Source organism: Parafrankia sp. BMG5.11, from assembly GCF_004337455.1.
This window is the reverse complement of record NZ_SJXI01000015.1, coordinates 281013-302022: the sequence shown is the minus strand read 5'-3', so window position 1 is coordinate 302022 and position 21010 is coordinate 281013. Positions and strand designations below refer to the sequence as shown.

At 65.0% G+C, this 21010-nt stretch carries 24 protein-coding genes and 1 tRNA gene; 10 read left to right on the top strand and 15 right to left on the bottom strand.

Annotation, left to right across the window (positions count from 1 at the left end; translation table 11 throughout):
• Positions 1-133: 133 nt before the first annotated feature.
• Positions 134-1327 carry a ribonuclease D gene (gene rnd / locus E0504_RS12355; RefSeq protein WP_131624438.1) on the top strand — a complete coding sequence of 398 codons (1194 nt, stop codon included), beginning with the start codon at positions 134-136 and terminating at the stop codon, positions 1325-1327.
• On the top strand, positions 1324-2220 hold the full coding sequence (locus E0504_RS12350) for a hydrogen peroxide-inducible genes activator (RefSeq protein ID WP_131624436.1): 897 nt from the start codon (positions 1324-1326) through the stop codon (positions 2218-2220). Before rnd ends, E0504_RS12350 begins: the two co-directional genes overlap by 4 nt.
• A 23-nt stretch (positions 2221-2243) precedes the next feature.
• Here E0504_RS12350 and pgsA read toward each other — a convergent pair whose 3' ends face one another.
• The gene (gene pgsA / locus E0504_RS12345) at positions 2244-2849 is read right to left on the bottom strand and encodes a CDP-diacylglycerol--glycerol-3-phosphate 3-phosphatidyltransferase (protein ID WP_131624434.1); all 606 of its coding nucleotides are present in this window, start codon (positions 2847-2849) and stop codon (positions 2244-2246) included.
• Positions 2850-2959: 110 nt separating this feature from the next.
• Between pgsA and E0504_RS12340 the strand changes: the two genes are divergently transcribed.
• The gene (locus E0504_RS12340) at positions 2960-4267 is read left to right on the top strand and encodes an MFS transporter (RefSeq protein WP_131624432.1); all 1308 of its coding nucleotides are present in this window, start codon (positions 2960-2962) and stop codon (positions 4265-4267) included.
• Positions 4268-4620: 353 nt separating this feature from the next.
• On the opposite strand, the gene E0504_RS12330 is transcribed toward E0504_RS12340, so the two are convergent.
• Together E0504_RS12330 and E0504_RS12325 are read right to left on the bottom strand one after the other, a co-directional pair.
• Positions 4621-4791, bottom strand: coding sequence for a CsbD family protein (locus E0504_RS12330; RefSeq protein ID WP_131624428.1), 171 nt, complete (start codon positions 4789-4791; stop codon positions 4621-4623).
• Between the two features lie 79 nt (positions 4792-4870).
• Entirely contained in the window at positions 4871-5284 is a 414-nt protein-coding gene (locus tag E0504_RS12325) for an EVE domain-containing protein (protein WP_131624426.1), read from the bottom strand.
• 147 nt (positions 5285-5431) lie between these two features.
• Between E0504_RS12325 and E0504_RS12320 the strand changes: the two genes are divergently transcribed.
• The 5 genes from E0504_RS12320 to E0504_RS12300 are packed head-to-tail and all read left to right on the top strand — an operon-like array spanning position 5432 to position 10657.
• On the top strand, positions 5432-7048 hold the full coding sequence (locus E0504_RS12320; RefSeq protein ID WP_131624424.1) for a bifunctional diguanylate cyclase/phosphodiesterase: 1617 nt from the start codon (positions 5432-5434) through the stop codon (positions 7046-7048).
• Positions 7049-7099: 51 nt separating this feature from the next.
• A complete protein-coding gene (gene dapF / locus E0504_RS12315) occupies positions 7100-7912 on the top strand; it encodes a diaminopimelate epimerase (protein WP_131624422.1) in 813 nt (270 codons plus the stop codon).
• Entirely contained in the window at positions 7909-9081 is a 1173-nt protein-coding gene (locus E0504_RS12310; RefSeq protein WP_131624420.1) for a MiaB/RimO family radical SAM methylthiotransferase, read from the top strand. Before dapF ends, E0504_RS12310 begins: the two co-directional genes overlap by 4 nt.
• Entirely contained in the window at positions 9078-10001 is a 924-nt protein-coding gene (gene ftsY / locus E0504_RS12305) for a signal recognition particle-docking protein FtsY (protein ID WP_131624418.1), read from the top strand. Before E0504_RS12310 ends, ftsY begins: the two co-directional genes overlap by 4 nt.
• Positions 10001-10657 (top strand): inner membrane-spanning protein YciB, encoded by a 657-nt coding sequence (locus E0504_RS12300; protein ID WP_131624416.1) that lies wholly within the window; start codon positions 10001-10003, stop codon positions 10655-10657. The genes ftsY and E0504_RS12300 overlap by 1 nt, the downstream gene beginning before the upstream one ends.
• On the opposite strand, the gene E0504_RS12295 is transcribed toward E0504_RS12300, so the two are convergent.
• The 10 genes from E0504_RS12295 to E0504_RS12255 form a co-directional block, all read right to left on the bottom strand.
• Entirely contained in the window at positions 10654-12561 is a 1908-nt protein-coding gene (locus tag E0504_RS12295; protein ID WP_131624414.1) for a potassium transporter Kup, read from the bottom strand. The genes E0504_RS12300 and E0504_RS12295 overlap by 4 nt on opposite strands.
• A gap of 76 nt (positions 12562-12637) precedes the next feature.
• Positions 12638-13267 (bottom strand): tetratricopeptide repeat protein, encoded by a 630-nt coding sequence (locus E0504_RS12290; RefSeq protein WP_131624412.1) that lies wholly within the window; start codon positions 13265-13267, stop codon positions 12638-12640.
• Positions 13264-13668 carry a cytochrome c-type biogenesis protein gene (locus tag E0504_RS12285; RefSeq protein ID WP_131624410.1) on the bottom strand — a complete coding sequence of 135 codons (405 nt, stop codon included), beginning with the start codon at positions 13666-13668 and terminating at the stop codon, positions 13264-13266. The genes E0504_RS12290 and E0504_RS12285 overlap by 4 nt, the downstream gene beginning before the upstream one ends.
• The gene (locus E0504_RS12280; protein WP_131624408.1) at positions 13665-14195 is read right to left on the bottom strand and encodes a DsbE family thiol:disulfide interchange protein; all 531 of its coding nucleotides are present in this window, start codon (positions 14193-14195) and stop codon (positions 13665-13667) included. Before E0504_RS12280 ends, E0504_RS12285 begins: the two co-directional genes overlap by 4 nt.
• Positions 14192-16138 (bottom strand): heme lyase CcmF/NrfE family subunit, encoded by a 1947-nt coding sequence (locus E0504_RS12275; protein WP_131624406.1) that lies wholly within the window; start codon positions 16136-16138, stop codon positions 14192-14194. The genes E0504_RS12280 and E0504_RS12275 overlap by 4 nt, the downstream gene beginning before the upstream one ends.
• Entirely contained in the window at positions 16135-16605 is a 471-nt protein-coding gene (gene ccmE, locus E0504_RS12270; RefSeq protein WP_131624404.1) for a cytochrome c maturation protein CcmE, read from the bottom strand. Before ccmE ends, E0504_RS12275 begins: the two co-directional genes overlap by 4 nt.
• The gene (locus tag E0504_RS50340; RefSeq protein WP_165938493.1) at positions 16602-16739 is read right to left on the bottom strand and encodes a hypothetical protein; all 138 of its coding nucleotides are present in this window, start codon (positions 16737-16739) and stop codon (positions 16602-16604) included. Before E0504_RS50340 ends, ccmE begins: the two co-directional genes overlap by 4 nt.
• Positions 16739-17479, bottom strand: a complete 741-nt coding sequence (gene ccmC, locus E0504_RS12265; RefSeq protein WP_131624577.1) for a heme ABC transporter permease CcmC — start codon at positions 17477-17479, stop codon at positions 16739-16741. The genes E0504_RS50340 and ccmC overlap by 1 nt, the downstream gene beginning before the upstream one ends.
• Before the next feature lie 75 nt (positions 17480-17554).
• On the bottom strand, positions 17555-18616 hold the full coding sequence (locus E0504_RS12260) for a Glu/Leu/Phe/Val dehydrogenase (protein ID WP_131624402.1): 1062 nt from the start codon (positions 18614-18616) through the stop codon (positions 17555-17557).
• Positions 18617-18655: 39 nt separating this feature from the next.
• Positions 18656-18732: transfer RNA gene (locus E0504_RS12255), tRNA-His, on the bottom strand.
• Between the two features lie 170 nt (positions 18733-18902).
• Between E0504_RS12255 and E0504_RS12250 the strand changes: the two genes are divergently transcribed.
• Positions 18903-19535: a 2OG-Fe(II) oxygenase gene (locus E0504_RS12250; protein WP_131624401.1), complete on the top strand. Its 633-nt coding sequence runs from the start codon at positions 18903-18905 to the stop codon at positions 19533-19535.
• Complete coding sequence (locus E0504_RS12245; RefSeq protein WP_131624399.1) at positions 19532-20074, top strand: MOSC domain-containing protein; 543 nt, start codon at positions 19532-19534, stop codon at positions 20072-20074. The genes E0504_RS12250 and E0504_RS12245 overlap by 4 nt, the downstream gene beginning before the upstream one ends.
• Before the next feature lie 107 nt (positions 20075-20181).
• Here E0504_RS12245 and rpmE read toward each other — a convergent pair whose 3' ends face one another.
• Together rpmE and fabZ are read right to left on the bottom strand one after the other, a co-directional pair.
• Positions 20182-20406, bottom strand: coding sequence for a 50S ribosomal protein L31 (gene rpmE / locus E0504_RS12240; protein ID WP_131624397.1), 225 nt, complete (start codon positions 20404-20406; stop codon positions 20182-20184).
• A gap of 98 nt (positions 20407-20504) precedes the next feature.
• Entirely contained in the window at positions 20505-20987 is a 483-nt protein-coding gene (fabZ, locus tag E0504_RS12235) for a 3-hydroxyacyl-ACP dehydratase FabZ (RefSeq protein ID WP_131624395.1), read from the bottom strand.
• Positions 20988-21010: the final 23 nt, after the last annotated feature.

Here is a 21010-nt window from a genome sequence, read left to right as displayed (position 1 = left end):
TAGGGGCGCGTCGCGCGCGCATCCCATAGGCGGAAACGACGCGCGCTAACAGGGGAACGGCGGGGCTTTGTCAAGCAATGGCAGGGCGTCTCGGTCCCGGGGGCGGCACTCCGCTCAGCCCGAGAAAAGATTCATGAAGATACACGATCTTATTACCACTACCGACGTGCTCGCCGAACTGTGCGGGCGATTGGCGAAAAGCGATTTCGTCACCGTCGATACCGAATTTATGCGCGAGAATACCTACTGGCCGGAGCTGTGCCTGGTGCAGATCGCCAATTCGGAAGAAGCGGCAGCGATTGATCCGCTGGCGCCCGGGATCGACCTCGCCCCGCTGCTCGAGTTGCTGTGCGACAACGAGGACGTGCTCAAGGTATTCCATGCCGGCGGGCAGGATGTGGAGATCGTCTACAACCTCACCGGCAAGACCCCGCACCCCATTTTCGACACCCAGATCGCGACGATGGCGATCAGCCAGTCCGAACAGATCGGTTACGCCAATCTGGTCGAGAGCTGGCTCGGCTTCACAGTCGACAAGGGCGCCCGGTTCACCGACTGGAGCCGACGCCCCTTGACCGACCGCCAGATCGAATACGCGATCGGCGACGTCACGCATCTCGCTGATATTTTCCCGCGCATCCTGAAAAAGCTGATCAAGACCGGCCGTGGATCGTGGCTAGATGCGGAGATGGAGAAGCTCGCCGACCCGGCCAATTACGCCAATGACGCGAACGCGGCGTGGGAGCGCATCCGCCCGCCCAGCCGTAACGCCGCGGTGCTCGGTCGGCTCAAGGCGCTTGCCGCCTGGCGTGAGCAGGAAGCGCAGCACAAGAACATTCCGCGCGGCCGGATCATGCGCGACGAGACCCTAGCCGATCTGGCAAGTCATGCTCCCAAGCAGCAAGGCGACCTGGTCAAGGTGCGCGGGCTGTCCGCGGCGTGGAAGGACAACGACATCGGCAAGCGGCTGATGAAGGTGATCGAGGGCGCGGCGCCGCTCTCCGCAGACGAGATGCCGGACAAACCGAAACGCGGGGCGCCGCTGGGCAAGGAGGGGGCCCTGGTGGCCGACCTGCTCAAGCTGCTGCTCAAGATTCGCAGTCGGGAAATCGATGTCGCTGCCCGGCTGTTGACCCGGAGCGATGAAATGGAAGCGCTCGCCGCGGGGGTCCGCGACCTGCCGGTCCTGCAAGGCTGGCGCTATGAAGTATTCGGCAAGGACGCGCTTGAACTGGTGGAAGGGCGACTAGGCTTCGGGGTCGAGAGCGGGCGCCTGAAGATGACCCGCATCCAGGACCCGGTACCCGGGGCGCCGACGACGGAGTGAGCACGTACCTTCCCACCATAAAGCAGCTACAATACCTCGTCGCGCTTCACGAGCACGGCCACTTCGGGCGCGCGGCTGAGGCGAGTTTCGTCTCCCAGTCGACGCTGTCAGCCGGAATCCGCGAGCTTGAATCGCTCCTCGGTGTAACGCTGGTCGAGCGCAGCCGGCGGGTGGTGCGTTTCACGCCCTTGGGCGAACAGGTGGTCGCCAAGGCACACCGGCTGCTGCGTGAGGCGGAGGAACTGTCAGATCTCGTGCAGGCCAGCGGGAAGCCGCTCTCGGGCGAACTCAGGATGAGCGTGATCCCGACCATCGCGCCCTTCCTGCTACCCCGCATGCTGCCCCGACTGCGGCGCGAACGTCCCGCGCTCAAGTTGTTCCTGCGGGAGGAGACGACCGGCGACGCGCTCGAAAGCCTTCACCACGGCCGCGCGGATTGCGTGCTGCTTGCGCTACCCTACGCGACGGGGGAGATCGAAAGCGCGCACATCGCTGACGACCGGATTTTCGTGGCCTTTCCGAAGAATGATCCACGCGACCCGCCGGCGGAGATACCGCCAGCAATGGTCGACGATGCGCGACTGCTGCTGCTGGAGGATGGACATTGCTTGCGCGATCACGCGCTCGCCGCGTGCAACCGTCCCGAACTGCGCGCGAATGCGACCATGATCGGCACCTCGCTGCATACCCTCGTGCAGATGGTGGACAACGGCCTGGGCCTGACGATGCTGCCCGAAATGGCGATCGATGCGGGCATCCTGCACGAGACCGACGTCGTCGCCCGGCCCCTGAAGGGAAAGTCGGCCAAGCGCGAGATCGCGCTGGTTTGGCGCAAGAACAGCCCTCGCGCGGAGGAGTTCAGGCTGCTGGCCGAGGAGCTGCGGGCAGGCTGAACTCTCGCAAACTCACCGGAGCGCTAGTCCATGTGTTTGATGCCCACGCGCATATAGTCCCACCCGGTTATCAGCGTGAGCACTGCGGCCGCCCACAAGCTCGCAAGTCCGACCAGATGAACCCATTGATCGGCCAGGGGACCGCAATCGCCGCGCATAACGCAGGGAGCGCCGTGCACAGCCCCGCCCAGGATCAGCGCCCCTAGGCTGACGAGCTGAAAGGTCGTCTTCCACTTGGCCAGCCTGGACACCGGGATCGACACTTTCAGCGGTCCCAGAAATTCGCGCAAGCCCGACACCGCGATCTCGCGCACCAGAATGATGAGGCCAGCGATGACGTGCAGGTCGCCCACATACGGTCCGCGCATGTAGCCTTGCGCGGCGAGCACCAGGATCACCGCCGCCACCATGATCTTGTCCGCGATCGGATCGAGGAACTGGCCCAGTTTGCTGACCGTGCCCTGCGCGCGCGCCAGATAGCCATCGAGATAATCGGTGAAGCCGATTACGCAGTAGACGACGAAACCGATCGCGTAGCCCAGCCTCCAGTCAGGCCACCACAGCAAGAACGCGAGTAACGGAACCGCGAAGATGCGGCTCAAGGTGAGCAGGTTGGGCAAGGTCAGCATGCGCCATCGTCCGTAGACCAGCGAGCCGCGGTGCAAAAGTGTCCTTTGGCCTTGTGACCTGAGCGCGAGGCGCTAGACCCCTGCTCCGGAGCGGCAATCTCGGGACCTGCATGACTGTTTCCACGCACATGCTCCGGCGCCGGCGCTTCCTGCCGCTATTCATCACCCAGCTGCTCGGCGCCTTCAACGACAACCTTTACAAGACCGCGATGGTGCTGTTCGTCGTGTACAGCATCTACAATTCCGAAGAGGCGGAGGGAATGTTCAGCGCGGTCGCATCGGCCGTCTTCATCATTCCGTTCTTCCTGTTGTCAGCCCTCGCTGGCCAGCTTGCCGACATGCGCGACAAGGCCCGCATCATCCGCATCGTGAAAGCTTGCGAGATCGCCATCATGGGCGTGGGCGCCGTGGGCCTGCTCCTCGCGTGGAAGGGTATCCAGGTCCAAGCAGTGTCCATCCCGCTGCTGATGGTGGCGTTGTTTGCGATGGGAGTGCATTCGACCTTCTTCGGTCCGATCAAATACGCGATTCTGCCGCAGCATTTGGAAGAGCACGAGGTCCTGGCGGGAACCGGACTGGTGGAAGCCGGCACCTATATTGCCATCCTGTTCGGAACGATCCTGGCCGGATGGATCCCGGTGGAAGCGGCTGCGGCTTGCGTAGTTGTTACCGCCATCATCGGCTACCTGGCAGCACGTCAGGTGCCCGAAGCGCCAGCGCAGGGCGAAGTCGAACCGCTCGATTACCACGTCGTGCGCAGTTCCATCGCGCTGGTTCGCAATACCAGCCACGATCGTCGGGTGTTCCTCGCGATCATGGCCATCAGCTTCTTCTGGACCATTGGTGCGGTGCTGTTCATCCAGTTTCCCCCGCTGGTGAAGAACGTGCTCACCGCCAGCAAGGAGGTCGCCAGCCTGTTCCTGGTGATCTTCTCGATCGGCGTGGCGATCGGCTCGGTCTCGGTCAACGCGCTGCTCAAGGGGACGGTTTCGGCACGCTATTCACCCGTATCGGTCCTGATGATGGGCGCGTTCGTGCTGGCGTTCTATCTACTGTGCCGGGGGTGGACGGCCGAGCCTGTCGGCACGTTGCTCAATGTCGGGGAGTTCGTGTCGCATTCGCTCGCGATCCCGCTACTGCTGAGCTTGCTGGGCATCGCCATCGCCGGCGGCATGTTTGTCGTGCCGCTCTATGCGTTCCTGACGACGTTCGTGCCCAAGACCCAGACAGCGCGAACAATCGCGGCAAACAACATCGTCAATTCGGGTGCCATGGTCGCCGGCTCGCTGCTGGCCGCCGGACTTACCGCAGCCGGACTCGACATCGTGCATCACCTGCTTCTGAGCGCGGCGATGTGCGTCGTATCTGCCTGGCTAGGCTTGCTTTTATTGCGGGCGGAACGCGCCGCCCGGGCCTAGACGATGAACACCGCCACGGCTGCCAGGCAGGCGAAGTAGGCACCGACGAAGCCCTGCACGTCATCCCGGGAGATCACCCATGACGGGCGTGTCTCCACGACGGGACCGCCTCGGCAGACGTGCGGCGGGAGTGAAGCGCGGAACGGGTGCCGGGCCGATTCATCGGTGAGAACAAGGGAGCGTCGCATGATGACGGTGTTAACGGCACGGAAACCATTACGCTCCTGGCAATCGGGGGGCTGTCGCGCAGCGGGACGTTAAGCGTGTTCGTTGACCAAGCGTCGCAATCGTCCACAGCAAAAAGGCCACCCAATTACGGGTGGCCCTTGCAATACAATCGTGTTTGGAAGCGGCTAGACCTTGTCGCCAAGGATGCCCTTCACTTCGCCCTTCAGGTTCTGGCCTTCGCCCTTGCGCTCCTGCGCGTGACCTTCGGCGCGCGTTTCGGCATCGCCTGACATCTGCTTCGCGTTGCCGGCGATCTCGTTACCAATGCCCTTCGCTTTATCTTTCAGTTCGCCCATCTGGCTTCTCCTCGAGTAAGTTCGACGGCTCAGCGCCGCCATCACCAACTCAACGGATGGCACGGTAGAGCGTTCCGATTTAACCTTCGCCCATCGCCAGGATCTGCTCCCACTCATCCGGTTGAAGCTCCGCGACGGAGAGCCGCGACTGGCGGATGATCTCGCTCTCGCCAAGCGCCGGTTCGGTCTTGATGCTTGCAAGCGTGACGGGACAGGCAAGCTTGCTGACCGGCCTGACTTTCACGGCAACCCACTTGCCCGTGTCGTCAGTGGGATCGGGAATGGCGGCATGGCTGATCTCGACGATCCCGACGACTTCCTTGCCGATGTTCGAATGGTAGAAGAAGGCGCGGTCGCCCACTTTCATCGCGGCAAGGTTGTTGCGCGCGCGGTAGTTGCGTACGCCGTCCCATGTCCCCTCGCCCTGGGTGACCAGGTCATCCCAGCTGTATACGTCGGGTTCCGACTTCATCAGCCAATACCGGCGCGCCATGTCTCGATCTTCCTCCGCAAACGGGCGCAATCAGCCTTAACCCGATTTTCAATCTCTTAGGGGATAGCCGGAGCTTCGCAACGACGGGGGTTCTTGTTGCCCGGCTCTAACGCCAACGCTGGTCAATCGCCATCGCACGCGCCCAAAATGGGCCGTGCGGAGCGTGATCTGGTCGCGCTCGGCATTGCGACTGCCGCGATCCTCCTGTTTGTCGGCACTGGCGGCATGGTTGTGCCGCAGGTCATCCACGCATGGCTGGGGGGCGGCAAGACGCCCGATCCGCTGCTGGTGTCCACCCTGTTGCTCAATATCGCGCTCGTGATCTTTGGCTGGCGCCGTTATGCGGAACTCACTTCCGAGATCGCCGAGCGCCGGAAGGCCGAGGAAATCGCCCGCCAGCTTTCTGAAATCGATCCGCTGACCGGCACGCTCAACCGGCGCAGCGTCGGCCCCGCTACCGATCAATTGCTGGCCGACGCACATGCCAGCGGGCGCCTCGCCGCTTTCGTGATGGTCGATCTGGACAACTTCAAGCTCGTCAACGATCTCAACGGGCACCTGGCGGGCGACGCCCTGCTCAAGCTGACTGCCGAGCGTATCCGGGCATTGCTGCCCAAGGATGCGCTCCTGGCGAGGCTGGGCGGCGACGAGTTCGCCTGCGTGGTGCCGTACGACGCCCGCAACCCCGATCGCATCGACCAGTTCGCCAGCCTGCTGATCGAGAGGGTGTCGCAGCCGTCGGAGTTCAACGGGCTTACTTTCGAAGTCACCGTGTCGGTCGGCATGGCGGCGGACATCCCGGGCCGAGCTCAGGGATCGCCGGTGCCGACTGACGCACAGACGCTGATCCATCGCGCCGACATCGCGATGTATCACGCAAAGAAACAGGGCAAGAACCGTTACTTTTGGTTCGAAGAGGCGATGGAGAGTGAACTGCGCTTCCGCAGCGAGCTCGAAACCGGCATCCGCCGCGGTATTCCGCGAGGCGAATTCGTCCCATTCTACGAACAGCAGATCGATCTTGCGACGGGGGAATTGACCGGCTTCGAGATGCTGGCCCGCTGGCGATCGCCGACGCTCAGCACGGTCAGCCCGGAAATCTTCATCCCCATTGCCGAGGAAATCGGCCTGATCGGCGAGCTAAGCGAGAACCTGATCGAACAGGCGCTCGAGGATGCCAAGGAGTGGGATCCCAAGCTTTCACTATCGATCAATATCTCGCCGGTGCAGCTGCGCGATCCTTGGTTTTCGCAAAAGCTGTTGCAGATGCTGGTACGCCATAGCTTCCCCCCGCAGCGGCTCGATATCGAGATTACCGAAAGCTGCCTGCACGAGAACATTGGTCTGGTCCGCTCGATCATCACGTCACTGCGCAACCAGGGCGTCACCATCAGCCTCGACGATTTCGGCACCGGGTTTTCGAGTCTGGCGCAGCTTCGCTCGCTGCCGTTCGATCGGCTCAAGATCGACCGGAGTTTTGTGTCGGAACTCAAGGACGGTGAGGACAGCGACAAGCTGGTCCAGGCGATAGTCTCGCTGGGCGACGGGTTGGAACTCCCGATGACCGCCGAGGGTATCGAGGATCCGACGATCCTCACCAAGTTGCAGAAGATGGGCGAATTGAAGGGCCAGGGCTATCTCTATGGCCGGCCCGAGGATGCCAACGCCGTGCGCGCCCGCCTGGCATCCGCGGGACTGCTCGCCGCGCGGGCTGCTGCTGATGGCGATTGCGTGCTGACTGACGACCGACGCGCCGCGGGCTAATCGTCCTCGCCACTGGACGCCGCCGCCGCCCCCGCATAGAGCCCGCGCGCGATGCGGGTACCCTTCGTCAAGATGCACGGCCTCGGCAACGACTTCGTCGTGCTGGATGGCCGGAGCGAGCCGCTGCCGCCGGTCAGCGCCCGGCAAGCGGCCGCGCTGGCGGATCGGCGTACCGGGATCGGCTGCGACCAGCTAATTGTTCTGGAGCCGTCCAACATCGCGGATTTCCGCATGCGAATCTTCAACCCGGACGGCAGCGAGGTGGAGGCATGCGGCAACGCCAGCCGGGCGGTGGCGCTCCTTCACGGCAGTGCAGCGCGCGTGGAGACGTCCGGCGGCACGATCGCCCTTGCCCCGACTGACGGCGGCGCCCGCGTCGACATGGGTGAGCCGCGCTTCTCCTGGGAATCGATCCCACTCGCGTACGCGATGGATACCCTGACCATGCCTGCCTCGTGGGAGGACCTCGAGACGCCATCTGCCGTCAGCGTGGGCAACCCTCACGTAGTGTTCTTCGTGCCCGATCTGGAGCAGGTCCCGCTGGAACGGCTGGGACCGGAGATCGAGCGCGATCCGCTGTTTCCGGAACGGATCAACGTCAACGTGGCGCAGATCACCGGGCCGAATTCCATCCTGCTGAAGGTCTGGGAACGAGGCGCCGGCCTGACCCGCGCCTGCGGAACCGGTGCCTGCGCTACCACGGTTGCGGCCATCCGCCGGCGCTTGATCGCGGGGCGGTCCGCCAGCGTGACCCTGCCCGGGGGCAAGCTCGAAATCGAATGGACCGACGCGAACCGGATCATCATGACAGGCCCGGCGGCGGAAAGCTTCCGCGGCACGTTCGACTGGGCCACGTTCGCATGAGTGCGGAGGTGATTTCGCTCGGCTGCCGGATGAACTTGGCCGAAGGGGAGCGCATTCGCGCGTTGCTGGGCGACGAGAGCGATACGGTCGTGATCAATTCCTGTGCCGTTACGGCCGAGGCCGCCCGGCAAACGCGCCAGGCGATCCGCCGCGCGCGGCGTGCGCGGCCCGATGCGCGCCTGCTGGTGACCGGCTGCGCCGCTGAGATCGACCGATCGGACATCGGTGCGATGAGCGAAGTGGACGGGATCGTCGCGAATGCCGCCAAGCTGGACCCGCGCGCCTGGAACGCGCCATCCGCACGCACCATCCCAGTCCCACGACATACGCGCGCGTTCCTTGCGGTGCAGAACGGCTGCGATCACGCGTGCACCTTTTGTGTGATCCCGCAGGGGCGCGGTGCCAGTCGATCGATCCCGGTCCCGCAGGTCCTGCACGAGCTCGAGCGCGAGCTCGCGAGCGGAGCTGGCGAGGTGGTATTGACCGGCGTGGACCTGACCAGCTGGGGGAACGACCTTGCCGGCCACCCCCGCCTGGGCGACCTGGTCACGGCGATCCTGTCGACATTTCCGTCTCTCCCCCGGCTGCGGCTGTCCTCGCTCGATGGGATCGAGATCGATCCTTTGCTGGAAGATCTGCTGGTTAGCGAGCCACGGATCATGCCGCATATCCACCTGTCGCTTCAGCACGGTGACGACCTGATCCTCAAGCGCATGAAGCGGCGTCATTCGCGCAGCGATGCCGTGTCCCTGGTCGAGCGGCTGAAAAGGCGCCGGCCGGAGATCGCGATCGGCGCCGACCTTATCGCGGGTTTCCCCACTGAAAACGAGGCGCATCACGCTGCCAATCTTTCGATCGTGCGAGAACTCGGCGTGGTTCACGGCCATGTCTTTCCGTATTCACCGCGACCTGGAACGCCGGCTGCAAGGATGCCGCAAGTGGCGCGCGCTGCCGTGAAGGCGCGGGCCGGCGAGTTGCGTGCCGCCGTTGCCGACGTGCGCCGCGAATGGCTCGACCGGCAGATCGGCCGCCCGCTATTGGTGCTCGCAGAGGCGGACGGCACCGGCTACGCGGAAAACTTCGCGCGGGCGCGGCTGCCCGCAGGAACGCCGCGGGGTGCGATTGTCCCCATCACTCCCACCTCCATCGAGGAAGGCCTGCTCGCATGAGCGAACCCACCTGGACCGAGCGCCTGTTCGGCGGTTTCCGCAAGACGAGCGAAAAACTCGGCCAGAACTTGGCCGGGGTGGTCGGAACCGCGCGACTGGACGACGCGACGCTCGACGACGTCGAGGACGCGTTGATCATGTCGGACCTCGGCCCGGCGGCGGCGCATCGTATTCGCGAACGGCTGGCGGAGAAGCGCTTTGGCCTCGACATCACCGAAGCCGATCTCAAGCAGGCCGTTGCCGAAGAAATCGCCGCCATTCTGCGGCCCGTCGCCAAGCCGCTGGAGATCGTTGCTTTCCCGCGGCCGCAGGTGATCCTGGTGATCGGCGTGAACGGAAGCGGCAAGACCACGACCATCGCCAAGCTCGCGCATTGGCTCAAGGAAGACGACTACGCGGTCATGCTCGCCGCAGGAGATACCTTCCGCGCCGCCGCGATCGGGCAGTTGGCGACCTGGGCCGAGCGCGTGGGAGTCCCGATCATCAGCGGCCCGGAGGGAGGCGATCCGGCAAGCATCGTGTTCGATGCCGTCAAGCAGGCCACGTCGATCGGCACCGATGCGCTGATCGTCGACACCGCTGGCCGATTGCAGAACAAGCGCGAGCTGATGGAGGAGCTGGCCAAGATCCGACGCGTGCTTGGCCGGCTTAACCCCGAGGCGCCGCACGACGTGATCCTGGTGCTCGATGCCACCAACGGCCAGAACGCTCTCGCACAGATCGAGACGTTCAAGGAAGTCGCGGGCGTGACCGGCCTGGTGATGACCAAGCTGGACGGCACCGCGCGTGGCGGGGTGCTGGTGGCCGCGGCCGAGCAGTTCGGCCTCCCGATCCACGCGATCGGCGTGGGCGAGAAGATCGACGATCTAAGGCCCTTCGACCCTGACCTGGTCGCGCGGGTCATCGCAGGAGTGGCGTAATGAACGACGGTCGGCAAAAGCCATCCGGGTGGCTCAACGTCCTGGTCGACTACGGGCCGCTGATCGTGTTCCTGGCCGTGTTCAAGCTGTCCGATCCAGGCGGAGACGACATCGGCGGGACGATCGCGGCGATCATTCGCGGCACCGGCGCATTCATCGTCGCGGCGATCGCGGCGTTGATCTTCAGCCGGGTGAAATTCGGCCGCGTGTCGCCGATGCTATGGCTTTCCACCGGACTGATCATCGGGTTCGGCGGTCTCACCATCTTCCTTGGCGAACCGTTCTGGGTCCAGATCAAGCCGACCGTGATCTACCTGTTGTTCGCGGGCGCATTGTTGATCGGTTATGCCCGTGGGGCCGCTCTGCTGGAAGTGTTGCTGGCCGCAGCCTTCGAAGGGGTCGACCGGGCTGGCTGGCTCAAGCTGTCGCGCAACTGGGGGCTGTTCTTCCTCTTCTTGGCCGCCCTTAATGAGGCGCTGCGGTACTTCTATAATGCAGAAAACGGCGGCTTCGAAACCTGGTTGTGGGCCAAGCTGTGGGTGTTCATGCCGCTGTCGTTCCTGTTCACCTTTACCCAGATCCCGATGCTGCTGCGACACGGCTTGAGCTTTGAGGATCGCGACGAGGTGCTGAAGGACCAGCCACCGACCGACTAGATTTCCAGCTGGCTGCCGAGTTCGACCACGCGGTTCGGTGGCAGACGGAAGAACTGCATCGCGGTTGCCGAGTTGCGCAGCATCCAGGCAAACAGCTTCTCACGCCAGATTGCCATGCCGGGCCGCTTGCTCGCGATCAGTGTCTGGCGGCTGAGGAAGAAGCTGGTGTGCATCATGTCGAACAACCCACCACATTCGGCGTTCGCCTTGAGCGCGGCGGGAACATCGGTCTCGTCCATGAAACCGTAGTGCAGGACCACGCGGTAGAGCCCATCGCCGACGGTATGGATTTCGAACCGTCGGCCCGGATCGACATAGGGCACGTCCGCGATCTCGACGGTCAGGATCACCACCCGTTCGTGCAGCACCTTGTTGTGCTTGATGTTGTGCAACAGCGCGCTCGGCACGCCGCCACTGTTGGACGCCATGAAGATTGCGGTTCCGGGCACGCGCGTGGCGGAGTTCTTGGCGCTCTTGGCGAAGATCGCGATCGGCAGGGCAACTTCACTCATTCGGTCGCGCATCAGCTTGCGCCCCCGTGCCCAAGTGGTCAGCAGGGTGAAGCCGATCGCCCCCACCAGCAGCGGGAACCACCCGCCGTCCGGCACCTTCGAGAGGTTGGCACCGAAGAACGCGCCGTCGACCAGGAAGAACAGGCCGACCACCGGCGCCATCATCCACCAGCGCCAGCGCCAGACCGCCATGAACAGCACGGCCATCAGACAGGTGTCGATGAACATCGCGCCCGTCACCGCGATGCCATAAGCGCTGGCAAGGTTGGACGAGTTGCGGAACGTCAGCACCAGCAGGATGACCGCGATCATCAGCACCCAGTTGACAAACGGGATGTAGATCTGCCCATGCTCGGTCTCGCTGGTGTGCAGGATCGACAGGCGAGGCACGAAACCCAGCTGGACCGCCTGCTGAGTGACCGAGAACGCGCCGGTGATGACCGCCTGGCTGGCGATAAAGGTGGCACACGTGGCCAGCAGCACCAGCGGCAATCGAAAGCTCTCGCTGGCCATGACGAAGAACGGGTTCTTGATCGCTTCGGCGGCAGCGGCTGCCTCGAGGTTCATGATCATCGCCGCTTGCCCGAAGTAGTTGAGCAGCAGGCACGGCATGACGAAACCGAACCAGCCGATCCGCAACGGGCCGCGCCCGAAGTGCCCCATGTCTGCGTAAAGCGCCTCTGCGCCAGTGACCGCCAGCACGACTGACCCGAGCGCCAGGAATCCCAGCAACTTGTCGGTCATGAAGAACTGGACCGCGTACCAAGGATTGAGCGCCGCGAGCACGCCCGGATTGTCGATGATCTGAACCAGACCCAAGCCGGCGAGCGTGGTGAAGTAGACCAGCATGATCGGCGAAAAGAGCTTGCCGATGGCTGCCGTGCCGCGCTTCTGGAGCAGGAACAGACAGATCAACAGGCTGAGGGCGATCGGGATGACGAAGGGGGCGAGCCCTTCCTCCACCGTCGTCAGCCCCTCGACCGCGGACAGCACCGACACCGCCGGGGTGATCATGCTGTCGCCATAAAACAGGGCGGTCGCGAACACCGCCAACAGCACCGCGATCCAGCCCCGACTGGTGCCGCCGACCTTTTGGGAAATCAACGCGACCAGCGCGAGAGTGCCGCCCTGCCCGCGGTTGTCGGCGCGCATTAAAATGGCAACGTACTGGAGCGAAACGACGATCGTCATCGCCCAGAAAATCAGGCTCACCACGCCCATGATGTGCAAGGTGTCGAGCGTCAGCGGATGCGGACCGACAAACGTTTCGCGGAAGGCATAGATCGGGCTGGTGCCGATATCGCCGAACACGATACCGACCGCCCCCGCCGCCAGCTTGACCTTGGCGGAGGTTGTCTTGCCGCCCCCTGAGGGGTCGACGGCTACGCTCATTGGCGGGGTACCCCTGCTGCGAAGGCCGCGGCGCTTAGCACCGCCGCCGACCGCCTGCAACCGAGGCGCACGTTGGTCACTGGGTACCCATTCGCGCGATCAGTACGTCCAGCCGATCGAGCCGTTCCTTCAGCCCCTCGCGCCACGGCGCATCAGCCGGTGCGCGGGCGAGCATGTCGCTCCACAGCTGGCGCGCCTCGGCCGGACGCCCGGAATTGATCAAGGCGATCCCCAGAAAGAACCCCGGTCCCGGGTTCGCCGGAGCCTGCTGCTCGGCCCGGGAGAATGCGTACGTTGCAGCGGGGGTCAGCTGGCCTTCGGCGTTCTCCACCAACGCGTTGGCCAGTGCCAGCCAGGCTTCGGCATCGCGGGGATTTTCTTCAAGCGACTTGCGCAAGATGCCGGCGGCATCGGAAAACTGGCCGCGGCGGGCGAACGCGTCGGACACGGTGACGAAGCGGCTGGGCGGAAGCGGCCCGTACAGCTCGCGCCGCGCATCGACCAGCGCCACGCCCACATCCCGGGCCTCCCTCGCGGCAGCCTTTGGCGCTCCCGCGTAGCCGGGTGAACCTTGCAAGGCATAGCCCGCCAGCCCGAACAGCAGCGCCGCACCGAACAGGGCCCAGCCGGCGCGCGGCAAGCGCAGCATCAGCGCGGCCAGCGCGAACGCCGCGGCCGCCAACAGGATGACGGGGAGGAAACTCATCGCCCGGCACCGAAGCGGCGCCACAGCAGCATTGCGGCGATGACCAACAGGATCAGCGGCCCGGCGAACAACGGCCAGGTGGTCCGGCTGACCTGCGGCGCGTAGCTGACATAGTCGCCGTACCGCTCCATCATCCATTCGCGGATCTGTTCAGGTTCTTCGCCGGCCGCGAGGCGGATGCGCACCTGATGGCGCATGTCGCCCGCCATCGGCGCGTCGCTGTCGGCGATGGACTGGCTCTGGCACTTGAGACAGCGCAGCGTCGCCATCAGCCCCTGCGCCCGCGCCTCCAGCGCAGGATCTTCCAGCTGCCGATAGGCATAGGGAGCCGGCGGCATGGTGTCCTGCGCTGCCACGGGGACGGCAAGCAGAGCGAGCAGGAAGGTGGCAATCCGCTTCATTCGCCAGCCTCGGCCAGCTTTTCGAGAAGGATTGGCACGTGGCTTTCGCGGATGTCGCCTATGTGCTGGTAGCGGATCACGCCCTGGCCATCGACGACGAAGGTTTCGGGAACCCCTGAGCTGCCGATCGCCAGTTGCAGTTCGGACAGGTCATCGGCACCGATCCTGTCGAACGGGTTGCCGTACCGTGCCAGGAACGCGGCGACATCCTCTGGCCGATCGCGGATGGCCACCCCGACGATCGGTGCACCTTGAGCTTTCAACGCAGCCAGTTGGGGCGCCTCGGCCGCGCACGGGACGCACCAGCTCGCCCAGATGTTGAGCAGCTTGGGCTTGCCGTCCTTCAAGTCCGCGAGCTTCAGTCCGGGACGGTCGGACGCGGCCGGACGCATCGCAAAGGCCGGGATCGGTTTGCCCACCATGGCGGAATGGACAAACTCGTCCTTCGGCTGGGTCAACTGCCACGCCGCGACGCCAAGGAAGGCGGCGAAGATGGCGAGCGGCACGAAGAAGCGCCACGAATTCATGCGCTCAGCTCCGCTCGCCGGGCCGCACCCTTGCGCGCAATGGTCCGTCGGCGCAGATCCTGTGCCAGGCGCCCCAGCAGCGCCAGGACACCGCCGAACGCGACCAGCAAGCCGCCGAACCAGATCAGGGTGACAAACGGCTTCCACCACAACCGCACCTGCCAGCGCTCGCCGTCAGCAGCCTTGCCAAGCACGGCGTAAAGCTGACCGTTCCAGCGGGTTTCCAGCGCGCTTTCGGTGGTTTCCTGCGGAGGCGTCCAGAAACTGCGGGCCTGCGGGGCCAGCCGTGCGGGTGGGCCGTCTGAATAGCTTGCGAGCATGACCCCCTCGATCGCGTTCCAGTTCGGACCCGCGACCGGCGATACCGCAGCCAGCGTAACCTTCCACGGCCCGATCTCGGCGCTGTCACCGATCTTCAGCGCGGCGAGCCGTTCTTCGCTGAACGCGCTGTCACTCGCCATGCCGATCAGCGCCACCGCGATCCCAAAATGGGCTACCACCATGCCCCAGGTCGCCAGCGGCAGCCGGGCCAGCTTGCGCCCGCGCAGCGGCAACAGGCTCGCGACCGCCAGCCCGGCACCGAGCGCGAGCCCCAGCAGCGGCAGCACCCCGGGTCCGGCAAAGGCAAACACCCCGACGAGGACCGCCAGCCCCACCATTCCGGCCGCGATCAGCGGCGCCTTGACCCGCTGCAGCCGGTCGCGCCGCCAGCGCAGCAGCGGTCCTGCCGCCATCACCAGCAGCATCGGCAGGGTAAAGATCGCACCCGCGGGATCGAAGTACGGCGGCCCCACCGAAACCCGCACGCCCAGTGCCTCGGTCAGGAGCGGGTACAGGGTTCCCAGCAACACCACGCCCAGGATCGCCGAAAGCATGACATTGTTGATCACCAGCGCGCCCTCGCGACTGACGAGGGCAAACCTCTCACCTTCTGCCACTGTCCCCGCGCGAAAGCCGAACACTGCCAACGCCCCGCCGATGTAGATCATCAGCAGCGCGAGGATGAACGCGCCCCGTTCAGGATCAACGGCAAAGGCGTGAACGCTGGTCAGGATGCCCGATCGCACCAGGAAGGTGCCGATCATACTCATGGAGAAAGCCACCACGCCGAGCATCACCGTCCAGGTCCGCAACGCGTCTCGGGCGGCCAGCACGCTGGCGGAGTGGAGCAAGGCGGTCGCCGCCAGCCACGGCATCAGCGAAGCGTTCTCGACCGGGTCCCAGAACCACCAGCCGCCCCACCCAAGCTCGTAATACGCCCAGTAGGAACCGGCGGTGATGCCGATGGTCAGGAAGATCCAGGCACCCAGCACCCACGGCCGCATGGCGCGGGCGAAGTCCGGGGTCACGCTGCGCGTCAGCAGCGCGCCGACGACGAAGCTGAAGGCAACCGAGAGACCAACGTAGCCCAGGTACAACGTAGGCGGATGGAAGGCCAATCCGATGTCCTGCAGCAACGGGTTGAGGCCGTTGCCCTCTAACGCCGGGACCGGCAGGCGTTCGAACGGATTGGAGCTGAACAGCAGGAATGCGTAGAAACCCAACGCGACGAACCCCTGCGCGGCAAGGGTTGCCTGCATGGTCCGTTCCGGCAGCCGCCGCTCGAGGAACCCGATCAGCGCGCCCGCCGCGCTCATGACGGTGACCCACAGCAGCATCGAGCCTTCGTGATTGCCCCACGAGCCGGCGAGCTTGAACACCATTGGCTTCATGGAGTGCGAGTTCATCGCCACCAGCTTGACCGACAGATCAGTGCGCGCGAACAGCCACACGAGCATCGCGAACGAGAACAGGCACAGCGCCCCTTGGACGACGGCGGCAGGGCGAGCCAAAAGCGCCAGCTCGCTGTCCTCCTGCCGGGCCGCGAGGACCCCCGCCACCAGCTGCAACGCGGCCAGCGCGGCGGCAAGCCACAGCGCAGCAAGGCCGAGTTCGGCGATCACGTGCCGGTAGTCTCTTCGACGACGAGCTTCTTCTGCGCGGCGGTCATCTCCTCCAGCTCCCGCGGGACATAATTCTCGTCATGTTTGGCAAGCAGGTTGTCGGCCACGAAGGTCCCGTCAGTTTGCAGTCGCCCCTCGGCCACCACGCCAGAGCCTTCCACGAACAGGTCTGGCAAGATGCCGGAATAGCGCACCGGGACCCGCGCCTTGCCGTCACCAACCACGAAATCGACAGTGACGCCGTCCGGGCGGGTGACCATCGAGCCGGTCTCGACCATTCCCCCCAACCGCACCGCGCGGTCTGCGCCGGGGCGCTCTTCCACCATTTCGCTCGGGACGTAAAAATAGCTCGCCTGACTACGCAACGCCCAGGTCGCGATCAGGGCGGCGGCAATCAGTACCACCACTGCGAGCACCACCAGGGCGAGCCGCTGATGCTTGGGCTGCAGGCCCCGGGTTTCGCTCATCGCCCGGCACCTTCACGGCGCCGCTCGGCACGGCGCATGGCCAGCCAGCTCCACGCGAGGAGCGCGAGCGTGCCCAACACGCCGATCGCGTAGGCAGCAAGAATGAACGGCCAGGGATCAAGCGTCTCGCGCATCAGGCTTGTGCCGGTGCCAGATCGACTTCGCGCGCCCGCCGCCGCAGCCGCGCCTCGGCCTGGGTCTGGGCCAGCAGCGCACGCATGCGCATCAGCACGATTGCGGCGAACAGCAGCGTGAAGCCCAAGGCCGCGACAAGCAGCGGCCAGAGAAATTCCGGCGCCATCGAAGAGTTGCCCATCGAAATGCTGGGGGGCTGATGGACCGAATAGAACCAGATCACCGAATAATGGATCACCGGCAGGTTGACGATGCCGACCAGGCCGAAGATCGCGGGCATGCGGCTGGACGCACCTTCGCGCGCGGTCGCGCCTGCCAGTGCGATGTAGGCTAGGTACAGGAACAGCAGCACCAGCATGCTGGTCAAGCGGCCATCCCACACCCACCACTTGCCCCAGGCGGGTCGTCCCCACAGCGATCCGGTGACGAGGCAGAGCGCGGTAAAGAACGCTCCCGGCAGCGCGGCGGCCCGTCCCGCGATCGCGCTCAACGGGTGACGCCAGACGATCTCGGTGAAACTGGCGGCGGCGATGGTCAGCCAGCCGGCCATGCCCAGCCAGGCGGCCGGCACGTGGAGGTACATGATGCGGACGGTTTCGCCCTGCAGGCGCTCTGCCGGCACTTGGGTCAGCCCCCAGGCGAGGGAGCCCCCGGTGACGATCACCCCGAGCACGAGCAGCCACGGCGTCACCGGACGCGCGAGGCTCAGAAAGCGTTTGGGATTGGCGAAGCCGTGCATCGGAAAACCGTCCGCGCCGCTTTGGCAGGGTGCGACAGGCGCGGCAAGCATCACGCCGCCCCCCGCGCCCGATATTTAGCGCCCGATCAGCTTTTGCGCCATGCGGTCGGCCACCACGTCGGACGAAACGTCCGTGCGGTCGCTTTCCTCCCAGATGGCGCGCAGCCGATCGGGGATTTGCGCGAGCCGCTTGCGGACCTCGTTGATGTCGCACGGATGACCTTCGGTGCGACACAGGTACTCGAGCGCCACCGAAATGATGCCGCCGGCGTTGATCACGTAATCGGGCGCGTAGAGGATTTCGCGCTCCGCCAGCAGACCGCCGTGCTGCGACCGCGCGAGCTGGTTGTTCGCACCGCCGGCGACGATCGCACAGTCAAGGCGGGCGATGCCCTCTTCGTCCAGGATCGCGCCGAGAGCGTTGGGGCTGAAGACATCGCACGTAACCGACATGATCTGGTCAGGCGCGACGGCTTCCCCATCGGTTTCCAGGGCTAGCGACCGGGCGCGCGCTTCGTCCACGTCGGCGACCACCAGCCGGGCACCGTCTTTCGCGAGCAGCCGGGCCACCCCGCCGCCGACGCTGCCGGTACCCTGCACCGCCACCCGAACGCCCTGCAGCGAGGTCTTGCCCAGCTTGTGCTCCACCGCCGCCTTGATGCCAAGGTAGATACCCATGGCGGTGAACGGCCCCGGATCGCCGCCGGCCTCGCCCTCGGCCACAGGCAGGCCGGAGACAAACTTCGTGTGGCGCGAAACCTCGACCATGTCCGCTTCGGAAATGCCGACATCCTCGGCGGTGACGTAACGTCCGCCGAGCGCGTCGACCGCACGACCGAATGCAGCCAGCATTTCAGGGGTCTTGCGCTTGTCGCGCGGCGCGAGGATCACCGCCTTGCCGCCGCCCATCGGCAGGCCGGCCATGGCATTTTTGTAACTCATTCCGCGACTTAGCCGCAGGGCATCGCGCATCGCATCGGCACTATCGGCATAATGCCAGAAGCGGGTGCCGCCGGCGCCGGGGCCGAGATGCGTCGAATGCAGCGCGATGATCGCGGTCAGCCCGGAAGCCCGATCGTGGACCACCTCGACCAGTTCGTGATCGTCGTAATCCGCCTGAGTCCAGAAAGCCGTCATCGGTTTGCCTGCGCTAAGTGGCGGCAAGGACAGGGAAAATGGGGCGATCGAGGGGTCTCGAACCCCCGACCTCCGGTACCACAAACCGGCGCTCTAACCAACTGAGCTACGATCGCCACATGCCCTGCTGCATGCCAAGAGGCCCGGGCAGATAGACCCCCCTGAGGCGCCGTCAAGCGGCATCCCACGGGGCGAGCGCCTGTTGCACAAGCCCTGCCGATTGGGAAGGGAAAACTGCGCAGGATGACTTGCGGCGCAAGATTGTTTCGTCACTAACAACGCACAAATGGTGCAACCTGGCGAATCCTCGGCTGAAATCCTGTCGCAGACGCCGGGCGTCCAGCGCGCGCCCTTTGCGGGACTGGAGCTGTTCCAGCGCAAACAGTTCCTGGCCCCCGCCTTGTGCGCGGCGCTGATCGAACTGATCGAAGCCGGCCGGCGGCCCTCCACCATCGCCGATGCCAATGGCGACGCGCTGTTCCGTACTAGCGAAACCTGCGATCTCGATCCCGACCACCCGGCGGTTCGCGAGCTGGAAAGCCGCCTGGTAGCCCTCAACGAAATCGATCCGGCGCACGGCGAGCCGGTCCAGAGACAGCGCTATGCCCCGGGGCAGGAGTTCAAGCCGCACACCGATTACTTCGATCCGGACGGCGCCGATTGGGAGCGGTATTGTGCTGTGTCCGGCCAGCGGACCTGGACGTTCATGGTCTACCTGAACAGCGTGGAGGCCGGCGGCGGCACCCGTTTCGTGGCGGCGAAGAAGATCGTTCAGCCGGAAGCAGGCAAATTACTGGCATGGAACAACCGGCGGGCCGGCGGCGAACCCAATCCGGCGACGCTCCACCACGGAATGAAGGTGCGCAGAGGCGTGAAGTACGTGATCACCAAATGGTATCGGGAGCGGCCCTGGCGATGAACGAACCGCACGTGTTCGGCCTCGCCCGCAGCGTGGCGCATCACTTTTCCAAGCTTCCCTGCGACAGCCTGTGCCTGATCGAGGGGCTGGGGGTGGAAGGCGACGCCCATGCCGGGGTGACCGTCCAGCACCTGTCACGGATCAAGCAGGATCCCGACCAGCCGAACCTGCGGCAGGTCCACCTGATCCATGCCGAGCTGCTCGATAACCTGGTTGAGCACGGCTATGTCCTGGCGCCCGGCGCGCTGGGGGAAAATGTCACGACTCGCGGGATCGACCTGCTCGCCCTGCACGAGGGTACCCGGCTGCATATCGGAGAAGCGGTGATCCGGGTGACGGGTCTGCGCAATCCGTGCCGCCAGATCGACGACTTCATGCCCGGACTGCTCAAGCACATGATCGAGAAGCGCGCCGATGGTTCGCTCAACCGCAAGTGCGGGGTCATGGCGGTGGTCGAGCACGGTGGCGAAATCGCCGTCGGAGCACCGATCAGGATCGAGGAGCCGGCTGGACCGCGCCGGAGACTGGAGCCGGTGTAAGCGCACGCCGGTGTAGAAGCACGCTGGTGTAGACGCACAAAGGGCGGCCCCGCAGGACCGCCCAGGTGTTTTGTGCTGAGGCCCCGGAACGAGTCCCGGGCCGCGGCTTACTTCTTGAGGGTGAGCCCACCGAAGCGCTGGTTGAACTTGGCCACGCGGCCGCCTTCCTGCAGCTGCTGCTTGCCACCGGTCCACGCCGGGTGGCTGGTCGGATCGATATCCAGCGCCAGCGTGTCGCCTTCCGAGCCCCACGTCGAACGGGTCTGGAATTCGGTGCCGTCGGTCATCTTGACGGTGATCATGTGGTAATCGGGGTGGGTATCGGCCTTCATGGCATATGCTCCGTAGCCTCGGAACGGTTCCGACCGGTCCAGCTGTGATGAGAAAGGCGCGCGCTTAGCGATGGCGACGCGGATTGGCAAGCGCGGCGTCAGTCCTTGGGAGGATCGGCGATCATCGCGGTGAACTCGACCTCGCAAGTCGTTTGCCCTTCCACGCTGGCGCGGCCCTTGAACTTACACACCCGGCTCGACTTGCGGGTGAATTCCACTTCGAGGTCGAGCAGGCATCCCGGCTCCACCGGCGCGCGGAACTTGGCGTTCTCGATCGCCATGAAGATCACCAGCTTGCCGGTGCCCGCCAGCTCGAACGTCTCGATCCCGAGCACGCCGGCGGCCTGGGCCAGCGCCTCGATCTGCAGCACGCCCGGCATGATCGGGCGACCGGGGAAGTGCCCTTGGAAGAACTGCTCGTTGAACGAAACCGCCTTCACCGCATGAATCCGCTCCCCGAGGTCGATCGAGCGAACCCGATCGACCAGCAGGAGCGGATAACGGTGCGGCAGGGCCTCGAGCACCTTCAGGATGTCATACGGCGTCTGGCCGGCGTTACCCTCGGTGTTGATGTCGCTCATCGGCCCTGCCCCCGGTTTCGGCC